Origin of the sequence: Streptococcus oralis, assembly GCF_001588645.1 — a bacterium.
Lineage (GTDB): Bacteria > Bacillota > Bacilli > Lactobacillales > Streptococcaceae > Streptococcus > Streptococcus oralis_AB.
Genome location: NZ_LAYF01000002.1, coordinates 1 through 23,186, shown reverse-complemented (window position 1 = coordinate 23,186; position 23,186 = coordinate 1). Strand labels below are relative to the sequence as shown.

Annotated in this window: 21 protein-coding genes and 3 tRNA genes; 16 read left to right on the top strand and 8 right to left on the bottom strand. The window is 35.5% G+C overall.

What is annotated here, in order from left to right:
- Positions 1-18: 18 nt before the first annotated feature.
- Complete coding sequence (locus tag A0739_RS01320; protein WP_061586798.1) at positions 19-2,673, bottom strand: YhgE/Pip domain-containing protein; 2,655 nt, start codon at positions 2,671-2,673, stop codon at positions 19-21.
- A gap of 128 nt (positions 2,674-2,801) precedes the next feature.
- Between A0739_RS01320 and A0739_RS01315 the strand changes: the two genes are divergently transcribed.
- A complete protein-coding gene (locus A0739_RS01315) occupies positions 2,802-3,344 on the top strand; it encodes a TetR/AcrR family transcriptional regulator (RefSeq protein ID WP_061586797.1) in 543 nt (180 codons plus the stop codon).
- 37 nt (positions 3,345-3,381) lie between these two features.
- Here the strand turns inward: A0739_RS01315 and A0739_RS01310 are convergent.
- From A0739_RS01310 to rlmH, 7 genes are all read right to left on the bottom strand, one after another.
- Positions 3,382-3,455: transfer RNA gene (locus A0739_RS01310), tRNA-Asn, on the bottom strand.
- Between the two features lie 5 nt (positions 3,456-3,460).
- Positions 3,461-3,532, bottom strand: a tRNA-Glu gene (locus A0739_RS01305).
- Between the two features lie 51 nt (positions 3,533-3,583).
- Positions 3,584-4,336, bottom strand: coding sequence for a competence system response regulator transcription factor ComE (comE, locus tag A0739_RS01300; protein WP_000866079.1), 753 nt, complete (start codon positions 4,334-4,336; stop codon positions 3,584-3,586).
- Entirely contained in the window at positions 4,333-5,652 is a 1,320-nt protein-coding gene (gene comD / locus A0739_RS01295; protein WP_061586796.1) for a competence system sensor histidine kinase ComD, read from the bottom strand. The genes comE and comD overlap by 4 nt, the downstream gene beginning before the upstream one ends.
- A 20-nt stretch (positions 5,653-5,672) precedes the next feature.
- A complete protein-coding gene (comC, locus tag A0739_RS01290) occupies positions 5,673-5,798 on the bottom strand; it encodes a competence-stimulating peptide ComC (protein ID WP_000799678.1) in 126 nt (41 codons plus the stop codon).
- A gap of 164 nt (positions 5,799-5,962) precedes the next feature.
- Positions 5,963-6,036 (bottom strand) — tRNA-Arg (locus A0739_RS01285).
- A 43-nt stretch (positions 6,037-6,079) separates the two neighbouring features.
- Positions 6,080-6,559: a 23S rRNA (pseudouridine(1915)-N(3))-methyltransferase RlmH gene (rlmH, locus tag A0739_RS01280; RefSeq protein WP_042903084.1), complete on the bottom strand. Its 480-nt coding sequence runs from the start codon at positions 6,557-6,559 to the stop codon at positions 6,080-6,082.
- A 185-nt stretch (positions 6,560-6,744) separates the two neighbouring features.
- On the opposite strand from rlmH, the gene A0739_RS01275 reads away from it, so the two are divergent.
- From A0739_RS01275 to ftsH, 15 genes are all read left to right on the top strand, one after another.
- On the top strand, positions 6,745-7,941 hold the full coding sequence (locus tag A0739_RS01275) for a S1C family serine protease (protein ID WP_061586795.1): 1,197 nt from the start codon (positions 6,745-6,747) through the stop codon (positions 7,939-7,941).
- A gap of 57 nt (positions 7,942-7,998) precedes the next feature.
- Complete coding sequence (locus A0739_RS01270; RefSeq protein ID WP_061586794.1) at positions 7,999-8,757, top strand: ParB/RepB/Spo0J family partition protein; 759 nt, start codon at positions 7,999-8,001, stop codon at positions 8,755-8,757.
- A gap of 279 nt (positions 8,758-9,036) precedes the next feature.
- Positions 9,037-10,341, top strand: a complete 1,305-nt coding sequence (gene dnaA, locus A0739_RS01265; protein ID WP_414162707.1) for a chromosomal replication initiator protein DnaA — start codon at positions 9,037-9,039, stop codon at positions 10,339-10,341.
- Between the two features lie 158 nt (positions 10,342-10,499).
- A complete protein-coding gene (dnaN, locus tag A0739_RS01260) occupies positions 10,500-11,636 on the top strand; it encodes a DNA polymerase III subunit beta (protein ID WP_061586792.1) in 1,137 nt (378 codons plus the stop codon).
- Positions 11,637-11,700: 64 nt separating this feature from the next.
- Entirely contained in the window at positions 11,701-11,895 is a 195-nt protein-coding gene (locus tag A0739_RS01255; RefSeq protein WP_000285184.1) for a DUF951 domain-containing protein, read from the top strand.
- Between the two features lie 84 nt (positions 11,896-11,979).
- A complete protein-coding gene (gene ychF / locus A0739_RS01250) occupies positions 11,980-13,095 on the top strand; it encodes a redox-regulated ATPase YchF (protein ID WP_061586791.1) in 1,116 nt (371 codons plus the stop codon).
- A gap of 73 nt (positions 13,096-13,168) precedes the next feature.
- Entirely contained in the window at positions 13,169-13,738 is a 570-nt protein-coding gene (pth, locus tag A0739_RS01245; protein ID WP_061586790.1) for an aminoacyl-tRNA hydrolase, read from the top strand.
- Positions 13,739-17,242, top strand: coding sequence for a transcription-repair coupling factor (mfd, locus tag A0739_RS01240; protein WP_061586789.1), 3,504 nt, complete (start codon positions 13,739-13,741; stop codon positions 17,240-17,242). It begins immediately after the preceding gene.
- Between the two features lie 57 nt (positions 17,243-17,299).
- Positions 17,300-17,566 carry an RNA-binding S4 domain-containing protein gene (locus tag A0739_RS01235; RefSeq protein WP_045594454.1) on the top strand — a complete coding sequence of 89 codons (267 nt, stop codon included), beginning with the start codon at positions 17,300-17,302 and terminating at the stop codon, positions 17,564-17,566.
- Complete coding sequence (locus A0739_RS01230) at positions 17,559-17,927, top strand: septum formation initiator family protein (protein WP_000041922.1); 369 nt, start codon at positions 17,559-17,561, stop codon at positions 17,925-17,927. The genes A0739_RS01235 and A0739_RS01230 overlap by 8 nt, the downstream gene beginning before the upstream one ends.
- Positions 17,928-17,931: 4 nt before the next feature.
- Entirely contained in the window at positions 17,932-18,054 is a 123-nt protein-coding gene (locus tag A0739_RS10720) for an SP_0009 family protein (protein ID WP_061586788.1), read from the top strand.
- A complete protein-coding gene (locus tag A0739_RS01220; RefSeq protein ID WP_061586787.1) occupies positions 18,047-19,315 on the top strand; it encodes a serine hydrolase in 1,269 nt (422 codons plus the stop codon). The genes A0739_RS10720 and A0739_RS01220 overlap by 8 nt, the downstream gene beginning before the upstream one ends.
- Entirely contained in the window at positions 19,312-20,592 is a 1,281-nt protein-coding gene (tilS, locus tag A0739_RS01215; protein ID WP_061586786.1) for a tRNA lysidine(34) synthetase TilS, read from the top strand. Before A0739_RS01220 ends, tilS begins: the two co-directional genes overlap by 4 nt.
- 8 nt (positions 20,593-20,600) lie before the next feature.
- Positions 20,601-21,143, top strand: a complete 543-nt coding sequence (gene hpt / locus A0739_RS01210) for a hypoxanthine phosphoribosyltransferase (RefSeq protein ID WP_061586785.1) — start codon at positions 20,601-20,603, stop codon at positions 21,141-21,143.
- A 15-nt stretch (positions 21,144-21,158) separates the two neighbouring features.
- Positions 21,159-23,111: an ATP-dependent zinc metalloprotease FtsH gene (ftsH, locus tag A0739_RS01205; protein WP_061586784.1), complete on the top strand. Its 1,953-nt coding sequence runs from the start codon at positions 21,159-21,161 to the stop codon at positions 23,109-23,111.
- Positions 23,112-23,186: the final 75 nt, after the last annotated feature.

Below are 23,186 nucleotides of genomic sequence, written 5' to 3'. Positions count from 1 at the left end.
ATTCCTTGGCCAATCTTTTTAATCTTCTTCCATTTTCTTAGGTTGATAAGCTAGCATACCTAAAGCAGTAAAGAAAGCTAGAGTTATAATAAGGAAAATCACTTGATGATGAATATTTCCTGTCATAGATATTGTTTGTCGTAAACCTGATACAGAATAACTCATTGGTAACCAAGGATTGACACCTTTGAAGAAATCATTTGTCAAAGCAAGGGGATAGGTCCCCGCACTTGATGCTAACTGTAATAATAGTAAAATAAGAGAGAAGAAGGCTCCTATACGGCTATTCCAAGTTGTTAATGCAGTTACCATAGACATAAATGTTAAGCTTGCGATAATAATTAAGAACAAGGTTCTCATTTCATGATTTGCTGTTAGACCAATAAGATGAACGCCACCATAGACTAAGACAGCGGCTAAAACAGCTATAACTCCATTTATCTCAAAGCGAGATTTGAACCAAGCCCAGCGAGTTTCAGGATGACGACCTGAAGGTAATTTAGCAAAAATCATATTTGTTGATAATGCAGCGACAAAGAGAGCGACTGATATCATATAAGGAGCCATAGCAATCCCATTTACAGGAACTTGATCATTATCTGTCTTTGAAAGACTTAAGGGTTCCGTTAATGTTTCTGCATTTTTTGACTCTGTTGATGCTGATTTTAATTGATTGCTAGCACTTCTTAAGCCTTGTCCTAGATCAGTAGTTCCTACTTGTAAACTTTCAATACCAGCAGTTAAAGTTGCTCCACCTTCAGCTAATTTTCCAGCACCATCTGCTATCTTCATAGCGCCACTTCCTAGTTGGGATGCTGCAGAAAGTAATTGTGTTGATTTATCTGTTAATTGATCAGAGCCAAATTGTAATGTAGTAAGACCTGCTATTAACTCTGGACTCTTATTGTTCAATTGAGCAGAACCAGATGATAGTTTTTCAATACCTGTTACTAATTCTGGAGTTTTCCCAGCTAGAGTATCCAAACCAGTTGTCAATTTTGAAGAGTTTTCTGTCAACTTGGTTGAGCCAGAAACCAATTGATCCAAACTTGTTGTTAAAGTTGTATTCTTTTCACTTAGTTGATTTACACCTAAAGAAATAGTATCCAATCCCTTAGTATACGCATTAACTCCATTTTCAATTGATTGACTTCCGGGAACTAACTGATTATCTACAGCATTTTGCAACTGTGTAAATCCACTTGACATAGATGTCAAGGAACTAGACGCTATAGGTAAAAGTTGATTTGCTTTAGTCTGTAAAGTATAAAGATTAGAGACTGGTTGGTTTATACTTCCTAAATTTTCTTTTAAATCTCCTGCTGTCGTTAAAATTGCTTTTGCTGACTCTATCGTAGAATTAGAATTATTTGAAACAGCTTCAGTCAATTCTTTTTTCTGAGTTTCAGTGAGAGATTGATAAGTTGCTGTTGCTTGAAGATTTGTAAGAGTTTTCTCTTGCTCTGCTTGACTATTAGTCACAATAGTTTGAGCAAGAGTCGTTATATTTGTTAAGTCATTAGATATTGTATTTTTAAGATCAGTATTATCTGAAACTGTAACTGATTGGAGAGCCTTATTCAACTCATCTAAACTGCTTGCTAACTGTGTTATATCCTCTTTCTGTTGAGATGAAGTATTTAATTGTGTGGATATTTCTTTGATTCCTTTATTTAATTGAGTAATACCGTCTCTCAATGTATCTGATTGACTTGATAGTTGGTTTGTACCAACAGATAATTTGTCAACTCCGCTTGTATAGGCATTGACACCAACCGAAAATTGACTGAGACCTGAATTGAGTTGTGAAACTCCACCAGCATATGACTTCATCCCTGTATTTAACTGGTTGACACCTGCAACTAATTCTGGAGTTTTCGAAGATAATTGATTAAGTCCTGTGTCAACCTGTGAAACCGCACTTGTATAGTTCTGTAAACCATCATTAAATGTTCCTAAGCCACTATTCAGTTGCTTTACTCCTGTGACATACGTTGTCAACCCTTTTGTAAATTGATCTGTTCCATCCGAAAAGGTTAAACTTGAGCTAGCTAAAGTAGCAAGATTTGAAGACAATGTCTGACTTCCTACAGCTAACTGACTGGCCCCGTTAGCCAATTGTTCACTTCCATCGGCTGCCTTCGTTAAACCGGATTTTAAATCACCCATCTTTTGAAATAAAGCTTTCGTATAGGATTCGGTTACATTAGCAGAAACATTCTGTTTTAATTGTGTCATTGCAGAATCACTCATCTTACTTGCAATAAAGCTATGCCCACTTGACGTCTGATAATCAATTTGCATCTGTTCAGGATGATTCGTTAGGATAGAAGTAGCTTTTTCAGATAAGTCACTTGGTAAAGTTACTACCATGTAGTAGTCACCATCTTCTAGCCCTTTTTCCCCTTCCTCTTCATTAACGAAGTGAAAATCTAAAGCCTTATTTTCTTTTAAATTAGACACCATGTCTTCACCAATTCTCATTGTCTGTCCATTATAAGAAGCTTCCTTATCTTTATTGACAACTGCCACAGGTAACTCCGATACTTGACCATATGGATCCCACATGGACGATAAAAATATAATGTTGTATAAAGCTGGAATGAGAGAAATCCCTATCATTACAATGATAAAGGTCGGTTTTTTAAATATTGCTTTCCATTCTTTAAACATGTTTCCTCCTTTTTTAAACATATTGTCTAAAATTTTGATATAATAGATTATACATCAAAAAATCTAAATTACAAGGTAAAAAATATTTTTTTAGACACATAGTCTATTTTTGTTTACGAGGAGGAATTATGAAAGAAAGTAACAAACGTTTAAAAACAAAACGAATTATCGAAAATGCCATGGTTCAATTATTGATGGACCAGCCCTTTGATCAAATTTCTACTGTCAAGTTAGCAGAAAAAGCCGGAATTAGTCGTTCCAACTTTTACACTCACTACAAGGATAAGTATGATATGATTGAACTCTACCAAAGTAAGCTATTTCATACCTTTGAGTATATTTTCCAAAAACATGCTCATCACAAAAGAGATGCTATTTTAGAAGTGTTTGAATATTTTGAGTCTGAACCACTATTAGCTGCTCTCTTGTCTGAAAATGGGACAAAAGAAATCCAAAATTTCTTGAGAAATAAGCTTCACATTATGCTTAGCACCGACCTTCAGAAACGCTTTATGAAACTACAACTCACTCCAATAGAATTAGAATACAGCAGTATTTATCTAACAAATGCCCTATTTGGTGTTTGCCAGACTTGGATTGCTCACGGAAAAAAAGAAAGTCCGCAAGAAATGACTGACTTCCTTATGAAAATGTTAGGTGATACAAACTAAGAAAAAAAGAACACCACCAGGTGTTCTTTTTATCTGACTCCGCCAGTAGGACTCGAACCTACGACATCATGATTAACAGTCATGCGCTACTACCAACTGAGCTATGGCGGATAAAATAGTCCGTACGGGATTCGAACCCGTGTTACCGCCGTGAAAAGGCGGTGTCTTAACCCCTTGACCAACGGACCATCTATCTGTAGCAGATATAACCATTATATCAATTTCTTACTAATTGTCAATCACTTTTTAGATTTTTTCTCTAGAATATCTTTTAGTTTGCGAACTTTCAAACGAGTGATGGGGCAGCGATGATCTTCATAAAAGACAACTTCTAAATTCTTTCGATCAATTTCTCTCACATTTCCCACATTGACAAGGAAAGATTTATGGGAGCAATAAAATCGCTGGGTATGTTTGTCCTTTTCCTGAATATCTGTCATAGTTCCATAGAATTCTTTTGCAAAATTCTTACCAATAATCCGAAGTTTATGAGAAACTCCTGTGGTTTCGATATACAAAATGTCATGGTAAGGAATTTTCAAATCATTTCCTTTATAGTTGTAATCAAAATAGTCTACAACATCTTCATTTTCAAGCAGCATGCTCTTAGTGTAAAAAATACTCTGCTCGATGCGTTTTTTGAACAATTCATCATTGATATCTTTATCAACAAAATCTAGGGCTGATACCTGATATTTGTACGTTAAGGTAGCAAATTCAGATCGACTAGTAATAAAGACAATAATAGCATAAGGATTGTGATGACGGATAAATTGAGCCACTTCAAAGCCTTTTTTCTCGATTCCATGAATATCGATATCTAGGAAATAAAGCTGGTTTACTTCATCATTTTCGATATATTCCTTAAACTCACGAACTTTTCCTGTTGTCTTATATGAAATAGGAATATTTGATTCCTCAGAGATTTCATTCAATATTCTCTCAAGTCTCACTTGATGTTCAATAACATCTTCTAAAATTAATACTTTCATTCGAATTCCCTCTTAAATCTAATAATTTGTCTAAATGTGTTGTCTTCCATCTCTGTTTCTAAAATAATATTGTCATACTTATCTAAGATTTCTTTGACATTATTAAGTCCTAGACCTCTATTTCTTCCCTTGGTAGAGAAACCTAAGGCAAATAGATCCTCTGAAGGCGTCATAGTGATTTTGCATGAATTCTGGATAACTATAACTGTTTCAAAATCCATTTTAATGACTGCAACTTCCATTTGTTTCAAATAACTATCTGCAGCACCTTCAACAGCATTGTTTAATAAAATGCTCATGATACGAACAAGATCAAGTAAATCTATTGACAGTCTAGTAATGATATCCTTTACTTCCAATGTAAACTCTACATCATTTTTTCGTGCATAGACAATAGATTGAGCAATTAAACTTCGTAAAGCAGAATCTTCTATATTATTTAAATCAAAGTAAGTATATTTTTCTGACCTCAATTTCTGATTTGCTTTTACTAAGACTTCATTGTAAACCCTGTTAATTTCTTGTAAATCTCCACTGTCAATCGCCATTTGCATGCTGACAAGCATCCCTGCATAATCATGACGAAAACCTCGAATTTCATTATACAACTCCACAATTTCATCAGTATAAGTCTGTAAATGTTTTTGTTCAAATTTCTTTTGTTTTAGAGCAATCTCTTTTTCAATTTGAACCTTGTGAGAATTCATTGCAAAGAAAATCAATAACAAGCAAATAAAAACAATGGTTGATAAAATACTTCCGAAACTATTTAAATGATGAGTTGTACTTACTATATCTGAAATAAATAATAAGATATGCAAACCAAAGAAAGCAACTATTACTTTTTTTAAAAAAGGATACAGATAATCTTTATCAAAATATTTAATATCCAGATGAAAATAACGAATTATTATTAGAATAGAAAAATAAGTCATCAACAATACTACTAAAAGAAATGTACTTTTATAATGTAATACTACTTCATCTCCTATTATAGAAGATAAGGTTACGGATATAAAAGTATGTGTACTGTGATATAATAAAGACAATAGTAAACTGATAAAAATCGCTTTGTATTTTTCAGACTTCTTTAACTTTCTTAAATAAAGGTACACAACTAAAGGAAATAAAAATTTAGACAAAGCAAAACTATTAGAATATACTAGTGTAATAATTTCTTCAAGTATAAAAACTGAGATGCATGTGTAACAGAAAAAAACAATTTGTTCTTTTCTATTTATTTTACAAATCCATTCATAACTTTTGCTAATGATGAGAAAATAAAAAATAGCTATCCCTAATCCAAATAAATCCATTACTCTCTACCTTTATTTCATTACTTTCTTCTTGGAAAAATAAGATTACGAATTGTTTCTGAAATTCTCCAATCTCCACCTCGAATCTCCTGCAATTCTGCCTCTGTTACTTCTTTAAATTGTTCCAACTTTACTGTATTTTTCATAATGAAATCTCCTGTATTATTTTTTCTTGTAAGTTAACTTACACACCTATTATACAAAATGAAGACCATGTAAGAAAAAATTCTTCTCAACTGTACATTTTTGCACCTGAAACGCACTTTTTTAAGAAAAAAGCTGGGATTTACCCCAGCTTCGCATCTAAAATTGATCCCAGCAGGATTCGAACCTGCGACCGTTCGCTTAGAAGGCGAATGCTCTATCCAGCTGAGCTATGAGACCTAACATGACCATTCTATCAAAAAACAAGAGCTAAGTCAATCTTCTATTTGTGATAAGGAGAACCCTGTTGAATTGTAAAAGCACGGTAAATTTGTTCAACTAAAACCAATCTCATTAACTGATGTGGTAATGTCAGACGGCCAAAACTGACAGAAAGATTGGCCCTATTTTTTACAACAGGAGCTAGACCCAAACTTCCTCCAATGATAAAAGTAAGCGTTGAATATCCTTTGATAGAAGCTTGCTCTAGTTGCTTACTAAATTCCTCTGAGGAGAATGTTTTTCCTTCAATGGCTAGTACAACGACAAAGTCTCTTTCTCCAACCTTAGAAAGAATTCTTTCACCTTCTGTTTCCAAGATTTTTTGATTTTCTAATTCACTGGCTTTGTCAGGTGTCTTCTCATCAGTGAGCTCAATCATTTCTAATTTGGCGAAACGTGAAATTCGTTTGGTATATTCAGCAATTCCATCTTTAAGGTATTTTTCTTTTAATTTTCCTACTGTTACAATCTTTATTTTCATTCTTCTATTCTATCATATCCACACTTCATTTCACATCTTATACACAAAAAAATCATTCAAAATTACTAGTGAATTCACAGAATAAAGCGAGTTATCCACAACTTGTGTAAAACTTTAAGCTTTTAAGTTTGGATTAAGTTAATAGGTTTATAATCTGAGTAAATAAATAACAAACGGAGGCGTTTATGAAACACTTACAAAAATTTTACAAAAAAGGAGTTAAAGTTCTAGCAATCATTCTAATCGGATTTTTAAGTGGTGCCTTAGGAAGTTTCGTAACATTACAACTTTATCAAAAACAAGGAAATCAAGCTACGAATAATAATTCTGGCACTGTCACTCAAACATCCTATAAGAATGAAAATTCAACCACTCAAGCAGTAAATAAAGTTAAGGATGCTGTTGTCTCAATCATTACTTATTCTTCTTCTAGCAGTAGACAAAGTAGTGTATTTAATGCTGACGACACTAATTCTGATTCAGACAATCAACAAATCGCAAGTGAGGGATCAGGTGTCATCTATAAAAAGGATGATAAAGATGCCTATCTTGTAACCAATACTCACGTTATCAATGGAGCTTCAAAAGTTGATATCCGCTTGGCTGATGGTACCAAGGTTCCTGGTGAAATTGTCGGATCTGATACCTTCTCTGATATTGCTGTCGTTAAAATTTCTTCAGAAAAAGTTACAACAGTAGCAGAATTTGGGGATTCAAGTCAACTTAGTGTTGGAGAAACAGCGATTGCTATCGGTAGTCCTCTAGGTTCAGAATATGCTAACACAGTTACACAGGGGATTATTTCAAGTCTTAATCGAAATGTTTCTCTAAAATCTGAAGATGGCCAAGCTATTTCAACAAAAGCCATTCAAACAGATACAGCCATTAACCCTGGTAACTCTGGTGGTCCACTTGTAAACATTCAAGGACAAGTAATTGGTATTACATCAAGTAAAATTGCAAGTAATGGTGGAACATCTGTAGAAGGTCTTGGTTTTGCAATTCCTTCAAACGATGCACAAAATATCATTAAACAGCTTGAAAGTAATGGTAAAGTGACTCGTCCAGCTCTTGGAATTCAAATGGTCAATCTGTCAAATGTTGGAGCTAGTGATCTTAGAAAACTTAACATTCCAAGTGGCCTCACTTCAGGTGTAGTTGTTCGATCTGTTCAAAACAATATGCCAGCAAATGGACATCTTCAAAAATACGATGTCATTACCAAAGTTGACGATAAAGAGATTGCTTCATCAACAGACCTGCAACATGCTCTTTACAATCATGCTATCGGAGATACTATCAAAGTAACCTACTACCGCAATGGTAAGGAGGAAACAACCTCAATTAAACTAGATAAGAATTCTAGTGATTTAGAGTCTTAATTGACATCAGTGTAAAGAAAACTTTACAGAAAGTAAAAGATATGTTAGTGTAGAATCATGGAAAAATTTGAAATGATTTCTATCTCTGAAATACAAAAGAATCCTTACCAACCTCGGAAAGAATTTGATGCAGATAAACTAAAGGAATTAGCTCAGTCAATCAAAGAAAATGGGCTCATCCAACCAATCATCGTTCGTCAATCTCCTGTACTTGGTTATGAAATCCTTGCAGGAGAGAGACGATATCGAGCTTCTCTCTTGGCTGGTCTTACTTCTATTCCAGCCGTTGTAAAGCACCTCTCAGATCAGGAAATGATGATTCAGTCTATCATTGAGAATTTGCAGAGAGAAAATTTAAATCCTGTTGAAGAAGCACGCGCCTACGAATCTTTAGTAGAAAAAGGATTTACTCACACTGGGATAGCGGATAAAATGGGGAAATCTCGTCCTTATATCACTAATTTTATTCGTTTGCTTTCCCTACCAGAATATATCTTAACTGAAGTAGAAAATGGAAAAATTTCTCAAGCGCATGCACGTTCACTAGTTGGTTTGGACAAAGAGCAGCAAGACTATTTATTTCAACTAATCAAAAATGAAGATATTTCTGTGAGAAAGCTAGAAGCACTTCTTACAGAGAAAAAACGAAAGAAGCAAAAAAAAAGTGATTCTTTCATCAAAGACGAAGAAGATAAATTAAAAAAACTACTCGGTTTAAGTGTAGAAATTAAACTTTCAAAAAAAAATACTGGAAAGATTATTATCTCCTTTTCAAGTCAAGAAGAATACGATAGAATTATTAACAGCCTGAAATAAGGCTGTTCTTTTATTTTCTCAACCCACAAATTTATCCACCAATTTTTTTATCAATAACCCTATTAAATCAAGGATTTTCCTATTTATCCCCAACCTGTGGATAAATACTACTAACATTGTGGATTCTTTTCCCCAATCTGTGGAAAAATCCTATTATCTATGGTAAAATAAGTCTAGCACTAAACTACTAAAATCATAGTAAAGGAGGAAAATTAGTTGAAAGAAAAGCAATTTTGGAATCGTATTTTAGAATTTGCTCAAGAAAGATTGACACGATCTATGTATGATTTCTATGCTACACCTGCTGAACTCATCAAAGTAGAAGAAAACACAGCTACTATATTTCTACCGAGATCAGAGATGGAAATGGTGTGGGAAAAGCAATTAAAAGATATTATCATTGCTGCTGGTTTTGAAATTTATGATTCTGAAATCAAACCTCACTATATTTTCACTAAACCTCAGAGCACAGAATCTCCTCAAGTACAAGTAAATGATACAAATAGTGTCTCTACTTACGATTACACGCCTGCACTACCAACGATTCCCTATTCCGAAACAGGGTTAAAAGAAAAATATACCTTTGATAACTTTATTCAAGGTGATGGGAATGTTTGGGCGGTGTCTGCTGCACTAGCGGTATCTGAAGATTTAGCTCTGACTTATAATCCTCTTTTTATCTATGGAGGACCTGGTCTTGGAAAGACTCACTTACTCAATGCGATTGGAAATGAGATTTTGAAAAATATTCCTGATGCGCGTGTCAAGTACATTCCTGCCGAAAGCTTTATCAATGACTTTCTTGAACACTTGCGACTTGGGGAAATGGAAAAGTTCAAAAAGACTTACCGTAGCCTTGATCTCTTATTGATCGATGATATCCAATCTCTTAGTGGCAAAAAAGTCGCGACCCAGGAAGAATTTTTCAATACCTTCAATGCTCTTCATGATAAGCAGAAACAGATTGTCCTAACCAGTGATCGAAGTCCTAAACACCTAGAAGGACTTGAAGAGAGACTTGTTACACGCTTTAGCTGGGGATTGACGCAAAATATCACTCCTCCTGACTTTGAGACACGTATCGCCATTCTTCAAAGTAAAACAGAGCACTTGGATTACCATTTCCAAAGTGATACTCTAGAATACTTGGCTGGCCAATTTGATTCAAATGTTCGAGAATTGGAAGGAGCAATCAACGATATCACTTTAATTGCCAGAGTGAAGAAGATTAAGGATATTACTATTGATATTGCTGCGGAAGCTATTAGAGCACGTAAGCAAGACGCCCGCCAGATACTTGTTATTCCAATTGAGAAAATCCAAACTGAAGTTGGTAATTTTTATGGAGTGAGTGTCAAAGAAATGAAGGGGACGAGACGAGTTCAGAACATCGTTTTGGCACGTCAGGTTGCTATGTATCTAGCTAGAGAACTGACAGATAACAGTCTTCCAAAAATCGGAAAAGAATTTGGCGGAAAGGATCACACCACCGTTATTCATGCCCATGCTAAAATCAAATCATTGATTGACGAAGACGATAATTTACGTTTAGAAATAGAAGCAATCAAAAAGAAAATTAAGTAACTTGTGGATAACTTTTCCTTTCTTATCTTTTTTATCCACATTTTTTAAACAAGCTTAGAAGCTTAAGTTTACTAAATAGCACTCAGTTTTCCACAGAATTCACACACTCTATTATTACTATTAACTTTCTAATACTAAAAATAAATAAAGGAGAATCCATGATTCATTTTTCAATTAATAAAAATTTATTTATACAAGCCTTAAATACTACAAAACGGGCAATTAGCTCCAAAAATGCTATTCCAATTTTATCAACAATCAAAATTGACGTTACAAATGAAGGAATTACTTTAATTGGATCAAACGGTCAAATTTCTATTGAAAATTTCATTTCTCAAAAGAATGAAGATGCTGGTCTCTTGATCACTTCTCTGGGTTCGATTCTTCTTGAAGCTTCTTTCTTTATCAATGTTATATCTAGTCTTCCAGATGTAACGCTAGATTTCAAAGAGATTGAACAAAAACAAATTGTCTTAACCAGTGGGAAATCAGAAATTACCCTAAAAGGAAAAGATAGCGAACAGTACCCACGAATCCAAGAAATTTCAGCAAGCACTCCTTTGGTTCTTGAAACAAAACTGCTCAAGAAAATTATCAATGAAACAGCATTTGCTGCAAGTACGCAAGAAAGTCGTCCCATCTTAACAGGTGTTCATTTTGTATTGAGCCAACACAAGGAACTAAAAACAGTTGCGACAGACTCACACCGCCTTAGCCAGAAGAAATTGACTCTTGAAAAAAATGGAGATGATTTCGATGTGGTAATTCCTAGTCGTTCTCTCCGCGAATTTTCAGCGGTATTTACAGATGATATTGAAACTGTAGAGATTTTCTTTGCAAATAATCAAATCCTCTTTAGAAGCGAAAATATTAGCTTCTACACTCGTCTCCTAGAAGGTAATTATCCTGATACAGATCGCTTGATTCCAACAGACTTTAACACTACAATTACTTTTGATGTGGTTAATTTGCGTCAATCTATGGAGCGTGCACGTCTCTTATCAAGTGCGACTCAAAATGGTACTGTGAAGCTTGAAATTAAAGGTGGAGTTGTTAGCGCCCATGTTCACTCTCCAGAGGTTGGTAAAGTAAACGAAGAAATCGATACGGAGCAGGTGACTGGTGATGATTTGACTATTAGTTTCAACCCAACTTACTTGATTGATTCCCTCAAGGCTTTAAATAGCGAAAAGGTTACTATTAGCTTTATCTCAGCAGTTCGTCCATTTACTCTTGTGCCAGCAGATACTGACGAAGATTTCATGCAGCTTATCACACCAGTTCGAACAAATTAAGTGAAAGAGGTTGAGCCTGGCTCGCCTCTTTTATGATATAATCAAAAAAGAAAAGGAGAGTAGTATGTATCAAGTTGGAAATTTTGTTGAGATGAAAAAACCACACGCTTGTACCATCAAGTCAACAGGCAAAAAGGCTAATCGTTGGGAAATTACACGTGTAGGGGCAGATATCAAAATAAAGTGTAGCAATTGTGACCACCTTGTCATGATGAGTCGCTATGATTTTGAACGAAAAATGAATAAGATTATTGACTAAGAACCCTTAGTTAGAGGGTTAGCAAGTTTTCCATTTTTGTGTTATAATGTTAGGGATTGAAATGAGAACGGAGAATGAGAAACTATGGCTTTAACAGCAGGTATCGTTGGTTTGCCAAACGTTGGTAAATCAACCCTTTTTAATGCAATTACAAAAGCAGGAGCAGAGGCGGCAAACTATCCATTTGCGACTATTGATCCAAACGTTGGGATGGTGGAAGTTCCAGATGAACGCCTACAAAAACTAACGGAAATGATTACTCCTAAAAAGACAGTTCCAACAACCTTTGAGTTTACAGATATTGCAGGGATTGTAAAAGGAGCTTCAAAAGGGGAAGGTCTAGGGAATAAATTCTTGGCCAATATCCGTGAAGTAGATGCGATTGTTCACGTTGTGCGTGCTTTTGATGATGAAAATGTGATGCGCGAGCAAGGACGTGAAGACGCCTTTGTGGACCCACTTGCAGATATTGATACCATTAACCTAGAGTTGATTCTTGCTGACTTAGAATCAGTTAATAAACGCTATGCGCGTGTAGAAAAGATGGCACGTACGCAAAAAGATAAAGAATCAGTAGCAGAGTTTAACGTTCTTCAAAAAATTAAACCAGTCCTTGAAGACGGGAAATCAGCTCGTACCATTGAATTCACAGATGAGGAACAAAAGGTTGTTAAAGGTCTCTTCCTTTTGACCACTAAACCAGTTCTTTATGTTGCTAATGTAGATGAGGATGTAGTTTCAGATTCAGATTCTATCGAATATGTGAAGCAAATTCGTGAATTCGCAGCGACAGAAAATGCTGAAGTAGTCGTTATTTCTGCGCGTGCTGAGGAAGAAATTTCTGAGTTAGACGATGAAGATAAACAAGAGTTTCTTGAAGCACTTGGTTTGACTGAGTCAGGCGTTGACAAGTTGACTCGTGCAGCTTACCACTTGCTTGGGCTTGGAACTTACTTTACAGCTGGTGAAAAAGAAGTTCGCGCTTGGACCTTTAAACGTGGTATGAAGGCTCCTCAAGCAGCTGGTATTATCCACTCAGACTTTGAAAAAGGGTTTATTCGTGCAGTAACCATGTCATATGAGGATCTAGTGAAATATGGATCTGAAAAGGCTGTAAAAGAAGCTGGACGCTTGCGTGAAGAAGGAAAAGAATATATCGTTCAAGATGGCGATATCATGGAATTCCGCTTTAACGTTTAATAACATTTAATAAATAATGTCAATTAGGTTGGAAAAAAATTCCAACCCTTTTGGCTTTTGAAAGGAAAAATAAATGACCAAATTACTTATAGGATTGGGAAATCCAGGGGATAAATATTTTGAAACCAAACACAATGTTGGCTTTATGTTGATTGACCATCTAGCTAAAAAACAAAATGTCACCTTTACACACGACAAGATATTTCAAGCTGACCTAGCATCTTTTTTCCTTAATGGAGAAAAAATTTATCTTGTCAAACCAACGACCTTTATGAATGAAAGCGGGAAAGCTGTTCATGCTTTATTGACTTACTATGGTTTGGATATTGAAGATTTACTCGTTATTTACGACGATCTTGACATGGAAGTTGGAAAAATTCGTTTAAGAGCAAAGGGCTCAGCAGGTGGTCATAATGGGATCAAATCTATTATTCAACATATAGGGACTGAGGTATTTAACCGTGTTAAAATAGGTATTGGAAGACCTAAAAAAGGCATGTCGGTTGTTCATCATGTTTTAAGTAAGTTTGATCAGGATGACTATGTAGGTATTTTACAGTCAATTGACAAGGTTGACGATACTGTAAACTACTATTTACAAGAAAAAAACTTTGAGAAAACAATGCAGAGGTACAATGGATAAATGGTGACTTTATTAGATTTATTCTCAGAAAATGACCAAATAAAAAAATGGCATCAAAATCTTATAAATAAGAAAAGACAACTAATACTTGGTTTATCAACGTCTACCAAGGCTCTTGCAATTGCAAGCAGTCTAGAAAAAGAAAATAAGGTTGTGTTACTGACCTCGACTTATGGTGAAGCAGAACGAATTATCAGTGACCTTCTTTTTATCTTAGGAGAGGAACTTGTTTATCCTTTTTTGGTCGATGACTCTCCTATGGTAGAGTTTTTGATGTCTTCACAAGAAAAAATCATTTCGCGGGTTGAGGCCTTGCGTTTTTTGAGTGATCCGTCTAAGAAAGGGATTTTAGTTTGTAATATCGCAGCGAGTCGGTTGATTCTACCCTCTCCGACTAGATTTAAAGAAAGTATTATAAAAATTGTAGTTGGCGAAGAATATGACCAACACGAGCTACTTCACCGGTTAAAGGAAATTGGATATCGAAAAGTTACTCAAGTACAGACACAAGGTGAGTTTAGTATTCGAGGAGACATTTTAGATATTTTTGAGATGTCTCAGTTAGAACCTTTCCGAATCGAGTTTTTTGGCGATGAAGTAGATGGTATTCGTACTTTTGAAGTCGAAACACAATTATCGAAAGAAAATCAGACAAACTTCACTATCTTTCCAGCTAGCGACATACTTTTGAGAGAAAAAGATTATCAACGAGGACAGTCAGCTTTAGAAAAGCAAATTTCAAAGACTCTATCACCAATTTTAAAATCATATTTGGAAGAGATTTTGTCAAGTTTTCATCAAAAACAAGTACATTCAGATAGTCGAAAGTTTTTGTCCTTATGTTACGATAAAACATGGACTGTCTTTGATTATATTGAAAAAGATACACCAGTATTCTTTGATGACTATCAAAAATTGATGAATCAGTATGAAGCCTTTGAAAGAGAATTAGCGCAATACTTTACAGAAGATTTACAGAATGGTAAATCATTTTCTGGGATGCAGTATTTTGCAGATACAGAGCAAACCTATAAAAAACAAAGTCCAGTTACTTTTTTCTCCAATCTGCAAAAGGGCTTAGGAAATCTTAAGTTTGATCACATTTATCAATTTAATCAATACCCCATGCAAGAGTTTTTCAATCAGTTTTCTTTTCTTAAAGAAGAAATTGAGCGATACAAAAAAATGGACTACACCATTGTTTTGCAGTCTAGCAATTCAATGGGCAGTAAAACATTGGAAGATGTTTTAGAGGAATACCAGATCAAATTGGATTCCAAAGATAAGTCAAGTATCTGTAAAAAATCTGTAAACTTGATTGAGGGTAATCTAAGACATGGTTTTCATTTTGTAGATGAAAAAATTCTCTTGATTACTGAACATGAGATTTTTCAAAAGAAATTAAAACGTCGTTTTAGAAGACAACATGCTTCAAATGCAGAGCGATTAAAAGATTATAATGAACTTGAAAAAGGGGACTACGTTGTTCATCATATCCATGGAATTGGTCAATATCTAGGAATCGAAACAATTGAAATCAAAGGCATTCACCGTGATTATGTCAGTGTACAGTATCAAAATGGTGACCAAATCTCCATCCCAGTAGAGCAGATTCAGTTACTGTCCAAATATGTTTCAAGTGATGGGAAACCTCCAAAACTCAATAAATTAAATGATGATCATTTCAAAAAGGCCAAGCAAAAAGTTAAGAACCAAGTAGAGGATATAGCTGACGATTTAATCAAGCTTTATTCTGAGCGTAGTCAGTTGAAGGGGTTTGCTTTCTCAGCTGATGATGATGAGCAACATGCTTTTGATGATGCTTTCCCTTATGTTGAAACGGATGATCAACTTCGCAGTATTGAGGAAATCAAGAGAGATATGCAGGATTCTCACCCCATGGATCGACTTTTGGTTGGAGATGTTGGTTTTGGGAAGACTGAAGTAGCAATGCGTGCTGCTTTTAAGGCAGTCAATGATCACAAACAGGTGGTCGTTCTAGTTCCAACGACGGTTTTAGCGCAACAGCACTATACGAATTTTAAGGAAAGATTCCAAAATTTTGCTGTTAATATTGATGTGTTGAGTCGCTTTAGAAGTAAAAAAGAGCAGGCAGAAACACTTGAAAAACTAAAGAATGGTCAAGTCGATATTTTGATTGGAACGCATCGTGTTTTGTCAAAAGATGTTGTGTTTTCAGATTTGGGATTGATGATTATTGATGAGGAACAACGATTTGGTGTCAAGCATAAGGAAACTTTGAAAGAACTGAAAAAACAAGTAGATGTTCTAACCTTGACAGCAACGCCAATTCCTCGTACTCTCCATATGTCTATGCTAGGAATCAGAGATTTGTCTGTTATTGAAACTCCTCCAACTAATCGCTATCCAGTACAAACCTATGTATTAGAGAAGAATCCTAGTGTGATTCGTGATGCAGTCTTGCGTGAAATGGAGCGTGGAGGTCAAATTTACTATCTTTACAATAAGGTTGACACGATTGACCAGAAGGTTTCGGAATTACAGGAGTTGATTCCAGAGGCTTCGATTGGGTATGTTCATGGACAAATGAGTGAAATTCAGTTGGAAAATACTCTACTTGATTTCATTGAAGGTCAGTATGATATTTTGGTGACGACTACTATTATTGAGACAGGGGTAGACATTCCAAATGCCAATACCTTATTTATTGAAAATGCAGACCATATGGGCTTGTCAACCTTGTATCAATTAAGAGGAAGAGTCGGTCGTAGTAATCGTATTGCTTATGCCTATCTCATGTATCGTCCAGAAAAATCAATCAGTGAAGTCTCTGAAAGGAGATTAGAAGCGATTAAGGGATTTACAGAATTAGGCTCAGGATTTAAGATTGCTATGCGAGATCTTTCGATTCGGGGAGCAGGAAATCTCCTAGGAAAATCGCAGTCTGGTTTCATTGATTCTGTTGGTTTTGAATTGTATTCACAGTTATTAGAGGAAGCTATTGCTAAACGGAACGGTAATGGGAATAAAAGAACCAAAGGAAATGCTGAGTTGATTTTACAAATTGATGCTTATCTTCCTGATACTTATATTTCTGACCAACGACATAAGATTGAAATTTACAAGAAAATTCGTCAAATTGACAATCGTGTCAACTATGAAGAACTACAAGAAGAATTGATGGATCGCTTTGGAGAATACCCAGATGTAGTAGCCTACCTTTTAGAGATTGGTTTGGTTAAGTCATATTTGGACAAGGTCTTTGTAGAACGTGTGGAAAGAAAAGATAACAAGATTACAGTTCAATTTGAAAAAGTCACTCAACGACTATTCTTGGCTCAAGATTATTTTAAAGCCTTATCTGCAACGAACTTAAAAGCAGCTATAGCTGAGAATAAGGGATTAATGGAAGTTGTATTTGATGTCCGAAACAAGAAGGATTATGAAATTTTAGAAGGTTTGCTGATTTTTGGAGAAAGTTTATTAGAGATAAAAGAATCAAAGGAAGCAAATCCCATTTAACATTTTTCTTCTATAAAAAGGATAAAAATGGTATAATAATAATTTGAGGTAATAAAAATGAGATTAGACAAGTATTTAAAAGTATCACGAATTATTAAGCGCCGCACAGTCGCAAAAGAAGTAGCAGATAAAGGTAGAATCAAGGTGAACGGAATCTTGGCCAAAAGTTCAACGGATTTGAAAGTTGATGACCAAGTTGAAATTCGCTTTGGAAATAAGTTGTTGCTTGTTAAAGTAATAGAGATGAAAGATAGTACAAAAAAAGAAGATGCAGCAGGCATGTATGAAATTCTCAGTGAAACACGGGTAGAAGAAAATGTCTAAAAATATTGTACAGATGAATAATTCTTTTATTCAAAATGAACATCAACGTCGTCGTTACCTGATGAAGGAGAGACAAAAACGAAATCGTTTTATGGGTTGGGTCCTTATTTTGATGATCTTGTTGTTTATTTTACCAACTTATAACTTGGCTCAAAGCTATGATCAGTTACTGCAACGCCGCCAGCAATTGACAGAGTTGAAAGAGCAGTACCAAACTCTTAGTGACGAAAAGGACAAGGAATCTGCTTTTGCTGCAAAGCTGAAAGATGAAGACTATGTAGCAAAATATGCGCGCGCCAAGTACTATTACTCAAAGAAACGAGAAGCAATTTACACAATTCCTGATTTGCTTCCGAGGTAATATCATGGAAAATTTATTGGAAGTTGTTGAGCAATTTTTAAGTTTATCAGATGAAAAATTAGAGGAATTGGAAGCTAAAAACCATTTATTACGATTACAAGAAGAAAGGGAAGAGAAGAATGCGTAAGTTCTTAGTAGTTTTATTGCTACCTGCTTTTATCATAACTTCAAGAGTAGTTAGCACAGAAAAACAGCTTCCTTACTCCTCACAAGAAATTTATTATCTAACCGAGTCTGATTATGGATTCTACTATAAAGAAACTCTTGAATCTCCAATGGTTTATGGAGAAACAGCCGTCTATGCTAATGAGGATCTTGTTAAAGAGTCTGGTAAATTGATTCCTGGAACCACCTTTAAAATCGTAGAATGGCGTTTGAATAGACAAGGTGCTCCTGTTTTTAAATTAGATAATCACCAGTTTATTCTTGCAGATAAGCGTTTGGTCTATGATCAAAGTCAAGTTCAAACTCAAAATAGACAAGTATGGTTGGAGCCAGGGTTTGTTATCTATAACAGCCCTTATGACACTAAAGAAATTTCTTCATCTCTCTCTCCCTATCAACGCGTAACAGTGGATAGAACCCTCTTTGCTGAGGGACAAGAATTTCTTCATATTGATCAAGTTGGGTGGGTATCAAAAGAGTTCGTCTCGGAAGAAGACAATCGCATCCAGAAGGTTCAAGAAGTTTTATCAAACAACTATCAGAACGAAAATTATTATATTTATGTTAAACAACTGAGTACAGGTAAAGAGGCTGGGGTGAATGAAGACAGCAAACTCTATGCAGCTAGCATCTTGAAACTAGCCTACCTTTATTACGCTCAAGATAAGATAAATCAAGGGGAGTATACGCTAGACAGTAGCTTCAAGTATATCTCAGAAGTAAATAGTTTCCCTGGGTCCTATAAACCAGAAGGTAGTGGTAGCTTACCTAAAAAAGAAGATAACAAAGAATACAGTCTTCAACAGTTAATTACCAAGGTAACAAAAGAGTCTGACAATGTTGCTCATAATATTTTAGGTTATTACGTGACAAATCAATCTGACGGAGCTTTCAAAGAAAAAATGTCCACCATTATGGGCGAAGATTGGGATGTGAATGATAAACTGACTTCTTCAAAAATGGCTGGAAAAGTCATGGAAGCTATTTATAATCAGAATGGTTTTGTCCTAGAGTCTCTAGGTAAGACTGATTTTGACAACCAACGAATCGCAAAAGGTGTTTCGGTTAAGGTAGCTCATAAAATTGGAGATGCCGACGAGTTTAAACATGACACTGCCATTGTTTATACGGATTCTCCTTTCGTTCTTTCCATTTTGACCAAAAATTCTGATTATGATACTATTGCTAAGATAGCTAAGGATGTTTATGAGGTTCTAAAATGAGGGAACGGGATTTTTTAAATCATTTTCTCCGAAAAGAGTATTTCAAAAAACATTCTAAAGTTTTATTGGCTCTGTCTGGTGGACTGGATTCAATGTTTTTATTCCAGCTATTGACTACTTATCAAAAAGAGTTGGGAATTGAGCTGATTGTAGCACATGTCAATCACAAGCAGAGAAGTGAGTCTGACTGGGAGGAAAATGAACTAAGGAAGTTAGCTGATGCAGCTGAACTTCCTATTTATATCACAAGCTTTTCAGGAGACTTTTCAGAAGCGCGTGCTCGAGAGTTTCGTTATGATTTTTTTAGGAAAATCATGAAAGAAGTTGGAGCGACTGCCTTGGTTACTGCCCACCATGCAGATGATCAAGTTGAAACGATTTTGATGCGCTTGATTCGAGGAAGTCGGCTTCGTCATTTAACAGGGATAAAAGAAAGTCAAGTAGTTGATGATATTGAAATCATCCGTCCCTTGTTGCAATTTCATAAAAAGGATTTTCCACTGATTTTTCATTTCGAAGATCAAACAAATCAGGAAAATACCTATTTTCGCAATCGCATTCGGAATAGGTATTTACCAGAACTTGAAAAAGAAAATCCTCGTCTTAAATCCGCCCTTTTAGATTTAGGAAGGGAAATTTCAGATTACCAAGCAACCATAACGGAGCTTTCTAAACAAATTGATGTGGAAGATTTGAATGAGCTCTTTTCATACTCTCAACAAACTCAAGTAATCTTGCTCCAGAACTATCTTAATCAATTTCCAGGCTTAAATCTGACAAAGGCTCAGTTTGCTGAAGTTCGACAGATTTTAACAACGAAAAGCCAGTATCGTCATTCTCTTAAAAATGGCTATGAATTGATAAAAGAGTATCAGAATTTTCGAGTTTGTAAAATCAGTCCTCAGGCCGATGAAAAGGAAGATGAACTTGTGTTACACTATCAAAATCAAGTTCGATATAAGGGCTATTTATTTTCCTTTGGCATCCCTATTGAAGGGCATATTGTTCAAAAAGTAACGGTTTCACGGGAAACATCTGTACATATTAGATGTCGAAAACCTGGCGATGTTATTATCCTAAATGGTCATCGAAAGAAACTGAGACGCTTATTTATAGATTTGAAAATCCCTATTGAAAAACGAAAAACAACCCCTATTATTGAGCAATTTGGAGAAATTGTCTCAATTTCAGGAATTGCGACCAGTGATTTGAGTAAAAACACGAAAAATGATATAATGAACACTGTACTTTATATAGAAAAAATAGAAAATAGATAGGTAAAAAGATGTTAGAACACGATATAAAAAAAATCCTCGTTTCACATGATGAAATTACAGAAGCGGCTAAAAAGCTAGGTGAACAATTAACCAGAGACTATGAGGGGAAAAATCCAATTCTTATTGGAATTTTGAAAGGATCGATTCCTTTTATGGCTGAATTGGTCAAACATATTGATACGCACATTGAGATGGACTTCATGATGGTATCTAGTTACCATGGTGGAACAGCAAGTAGTGGTGTCATCAATATCAAGCAAGACGTGACTCAAGATATCAAAGGAAGACATGTTTTATTTGTAGAGGATATCATTGATACAGGTCAAACTTTGAAGAGTTTGAGAGATATGTTTATTGCAAGAGAAGCAGCTTCTGTTAAAATCGCGACTTTGTTAGACAAACCAGAGGGACGTGTTGTTGAAATTGAAGCGGATTACACTTGCTTTACTATTCCAAATGAGTTTGTAGTAGGTTATGGTTTGGACTATAAAGAAAATTATCGTAACCTTCCTTATGTCGGAGTATTGAAAGAAGAAGTTTATTCAAATTAGAAAGATTTATCTTTAATGAAAAAACAAAATAATGGTTTAGTTAGAAATCCATTTCTATACTTGTTAATTATCTTCTTCCTAGTGACAGGATTCCAGTATTTTTACTCTGGAAATACTGCTGGACGAAGTGAAAAAATTAATTATACAGAATTGGTAAAAGAAATTACAGCAGACAATGTAAAAGAATTAACCTATCAGCCAAATGGTAGCGTCATTGAAGTGTCTGGTGTTTATAAAAATTCTAAGACTAGTAAAGAAGAAACGGGAATTCAATTTTTCACTCCTACAGCTACAACAGTAGAAAGATTCTCAAGTACTATTCTTCCGTCTGATTCAACAGTTTCAGAATTGCAAAAACTTGCTTCTGAACATCAGGCAGAAGTAACAGTCAAACATGAGAGTTCAAGCGGTATGTGGATCAATATCCTTGTCTCTGTTGTGCCATTTGCTATTCTTTTCTTCTTCCTATTCTCTATGATGGGAAATATGGGAGGAAATAGTGGCCGAAATCCAATGAGTTTTGGACGTAGCAAGGCCAAAGCTGCAAACAAAGAAGATATCAAGGTACGATTTTCAGATGTTGCAGGTGCCGAGGAAGAAAAACAAGAATTAGTTGAAGTTGTTGAATTCCTAAAAGATCCAAAACGATTTACCAAACTTGGTGCGCGTATTCCTGCGGGTGTTCTTTTAGAGGGACCTCCGGGAACAGGTAAGACCTTACTTGCTAAGGCGGTTGCTGGAGAAGCAGGTGTTCCATTCTTTAGTATTTCAGGTTCTGATTTTGTAGAAATGTTTGTCGGAGTTGGTGCAAGCCGTGTTCGTTCTCTTTTTGAGGATGCAAAAAAAGCAGCGCCAGCCATCATCTTTATCGATGAAATTGATGCCGTTGGTCGCCAACGTGGTGTCGGTCTTGGTGGAGGTAATGATGAACGTGAACAAACCTTGAACCAACTCTTGATTGAGATGGATGGTTTTGAGGGAAATGAAGGAATCATTGTTATCGCTGCGACGAACCGTTCAGATGTTCTAGATCCAGCTCTTCTGCGTCCAGGACGTTTTGATAGAAAAGTCTTAGTTGGTCGCCCTGATGTTAAAGGTCGTGAAGCAATCTTGAAAGTTCACGCTAAAAATAAACCTCTGGCAGACGATGTTGATTTGAAACTAGTTGCCCAACAAACACCAGGTTTTGTGGGAGCTGACTTAGAAAATGTTCTAAACGAAGCAGCCTTAGTCGCTGCTCGTCGCAACAAATCAATCATTGATGCTTCAGATATTGATGAGGCAGAGGACAGAGTGATTGCTGGACCATCTAAGAAAGATAAAACAGTATCACAAAGAGAACGTGAATTGGTTGCTTATCATGAGGCTGGACATACCATTGTTGGTTTAGTACTGTCAAATGCCCGTGTTGTTCATAAAGTTACCATTGTACCACGTGGACGTGCAGGCGGATACATGATTGCACTTCCTAAAGAAGATCAAATGCTTCTATCTAAAGAAGACATGAAAGAACAATTAGCAGGTTTGATGGGGGGTCGTGTAGCTGAAGAGATTATCTTTAATGTCCAAACTACAGGAGCTTCAAATGACTTTGAACAAGCTACTCAGATGGCGCGAGCAATGGTCACTGAATACGGTATGAGCGAAAAACTTGGCCCAGTTCAATATGAAGGAAACCATGCTATGTTTGGTGCACAAAGTCCTCAAAAATCAATTTCAGAGCAAACAGCCTATGAAATTGATGAGGAAGTTCGTTCATTATTAAATGAGGCACGAAACAAAGCTGCTGAAATTATCCAATCAAATCGTGAAACCCACAAACTGATTGCAGAAGCATTGTTGAAATACGAAACATTAGATAGTACACAGATTAAATCTCTTTACGAAACAGGTAAAATGCCTGAGACCGTAGAAGAAGAATCCCACGCACTATCTTATGATGAAGTAAAATCAAAAATGAGTGAATAAAAATAAATTTAGAGAGGTTCGACCTCTCTTTTTATGTTCTAATGTGATGGCTACCGAGCGGATGCATTGATAGTT

Bases quoted from the DNA above. Each gene is read 5' to 3' on its own strand.
- A0739_RS01320 (WP_061586798.1), bottom strand. From the start codon at position 2,673: ATGTTTAAAGAATGGAAAGCAATATTTAAAAAACCGACCTTTATCATT.
- A0739_RS01315 (WP_061586797.1), top strand. From the start codon at position 2,802: ATGAAAGAAAGTAACAAACGTTTAAAAACAAAACGAATTATCGAAAAT.
- comE (WP_000866079.1), bottom strand. From the start codon at position 4,336: ATGAAAGTATTAATTTTAGAAGATGTTATTGAACATCAAGTGAGACTT.
- comD (WP_061586796.1), bottom strand. From the start codon at position 5,652: ATGGATTTATTTGGATTAGGGATAGCTATTTTTTATTTTCTCATCATT.
- comC (WP_000799678.1), bottom strand. From the start codon at position 5,798: ATGAAAAATACAGTAAAGTTGGAACAATTTAAAGAAGTAACAGAGGCA.
- rlmH (WP_042903084.1), bottom strand. From the start codon at position 6,559: ATGAAAATAAAGATTGTAACAGTAGGAAAATTAAAAGAAAAATACCTT.
- A0739_RS01275 (WP_061586795.1), top strand. From the start codon at position 6,745: ATGAAACACTTACAAAAATTTTACAAAAAAGGAGTTAAAGTTCTAGCA.
- A0739_RS01270 (WP_061586794.1), top strand. From the start codon at position 7,999: ATGGAAAAATTTGAAATGATTTCTATCTCTGAAATACAAAAGAATCCT.
- dnaA (WP_414162707.1), top strand. From the start codon at position 9,037: ATGTATGATTTCTATGCTACACCTGCTGAACTCATCAAAGTAGAAGAA.
- dnaN (WP_061586792.1), top strand. From the start codon at position 10,500: ATGATTCATTTTTCAATTAATAAAAATTTATTTATACAAGCCTTAAAT.
- A0739_RS01255 (WP_000285184.1), top strand. From the start codon at position 11,701: ATGTATCAAGTTGGAAATTTTGTTGAGATGAAAAAACCACACGCTTGT.
- ychF (WP_061586791.1), top strand. From the start codon at position 11,980: ATGGCTTTAACAGCAGGTATCGTTGGTTTGCCAAACGTTGGTAAATCA.
- pth (WP_061586790.1), top strand. From the start codon at position 13,169: ATGACCAAATTACTTATAGGATTGGGAAATCCAGGGGATAAATATTTT.
- mfd (WP_061586789.1), top strand. From the start codon at position 13,739: ATGGTGACTTTATTAGATTTATTCTCAGAAAATGACCAAATAAAAAAA.
- A0739_RS01235 (WP_045594454.1), top strand. From the start codon at position 17,300: ATGAGATTAGACAAGTATTTAAAAGTATCACGAATTATTAAGCGCCGC.
- A0739_RS01230 (WP_000041922.1), top strand. From the start codon at position 17,559: ATGTCTAAAAATATTGTACAGATGAATAATTCTTTTATTCAAAATGAA.
- A0739_RS10720 (WP_061586788.1), top strand. From the start codon at position 17,932: ATGGAAAATTTATTGGAAGTTGTTGAGCAATTTTTAAGTTTATCAGAT.
- A0739_RS01220 (WP_061586787.1), top strand. From the start codon at position 18,047: ATGCGTAAGTTCTTAGTAGTTTTATTGCTACCTGCTTTTATCATAACT.
- tilS (WP_061586786.1), top strand. From the start codon at position 19,312: ATGAGGGAACGGGATTTTTTAAATCATTTTCTCCGAAAAGAGTATTTC.
- hpt (WP_061586785.1), top strand. From the start codon at position 20,601: ATGTTAGAACACGATATAAAAAAAATCCTCGTTTCACATGATGAAATT.
- ftsH (WP_061586784.1), top strand. From the start codon at position 21,159: ATGAAAAAACAAAATAATGGTTTAGTTAGAAATCCATTTCTATACTTG.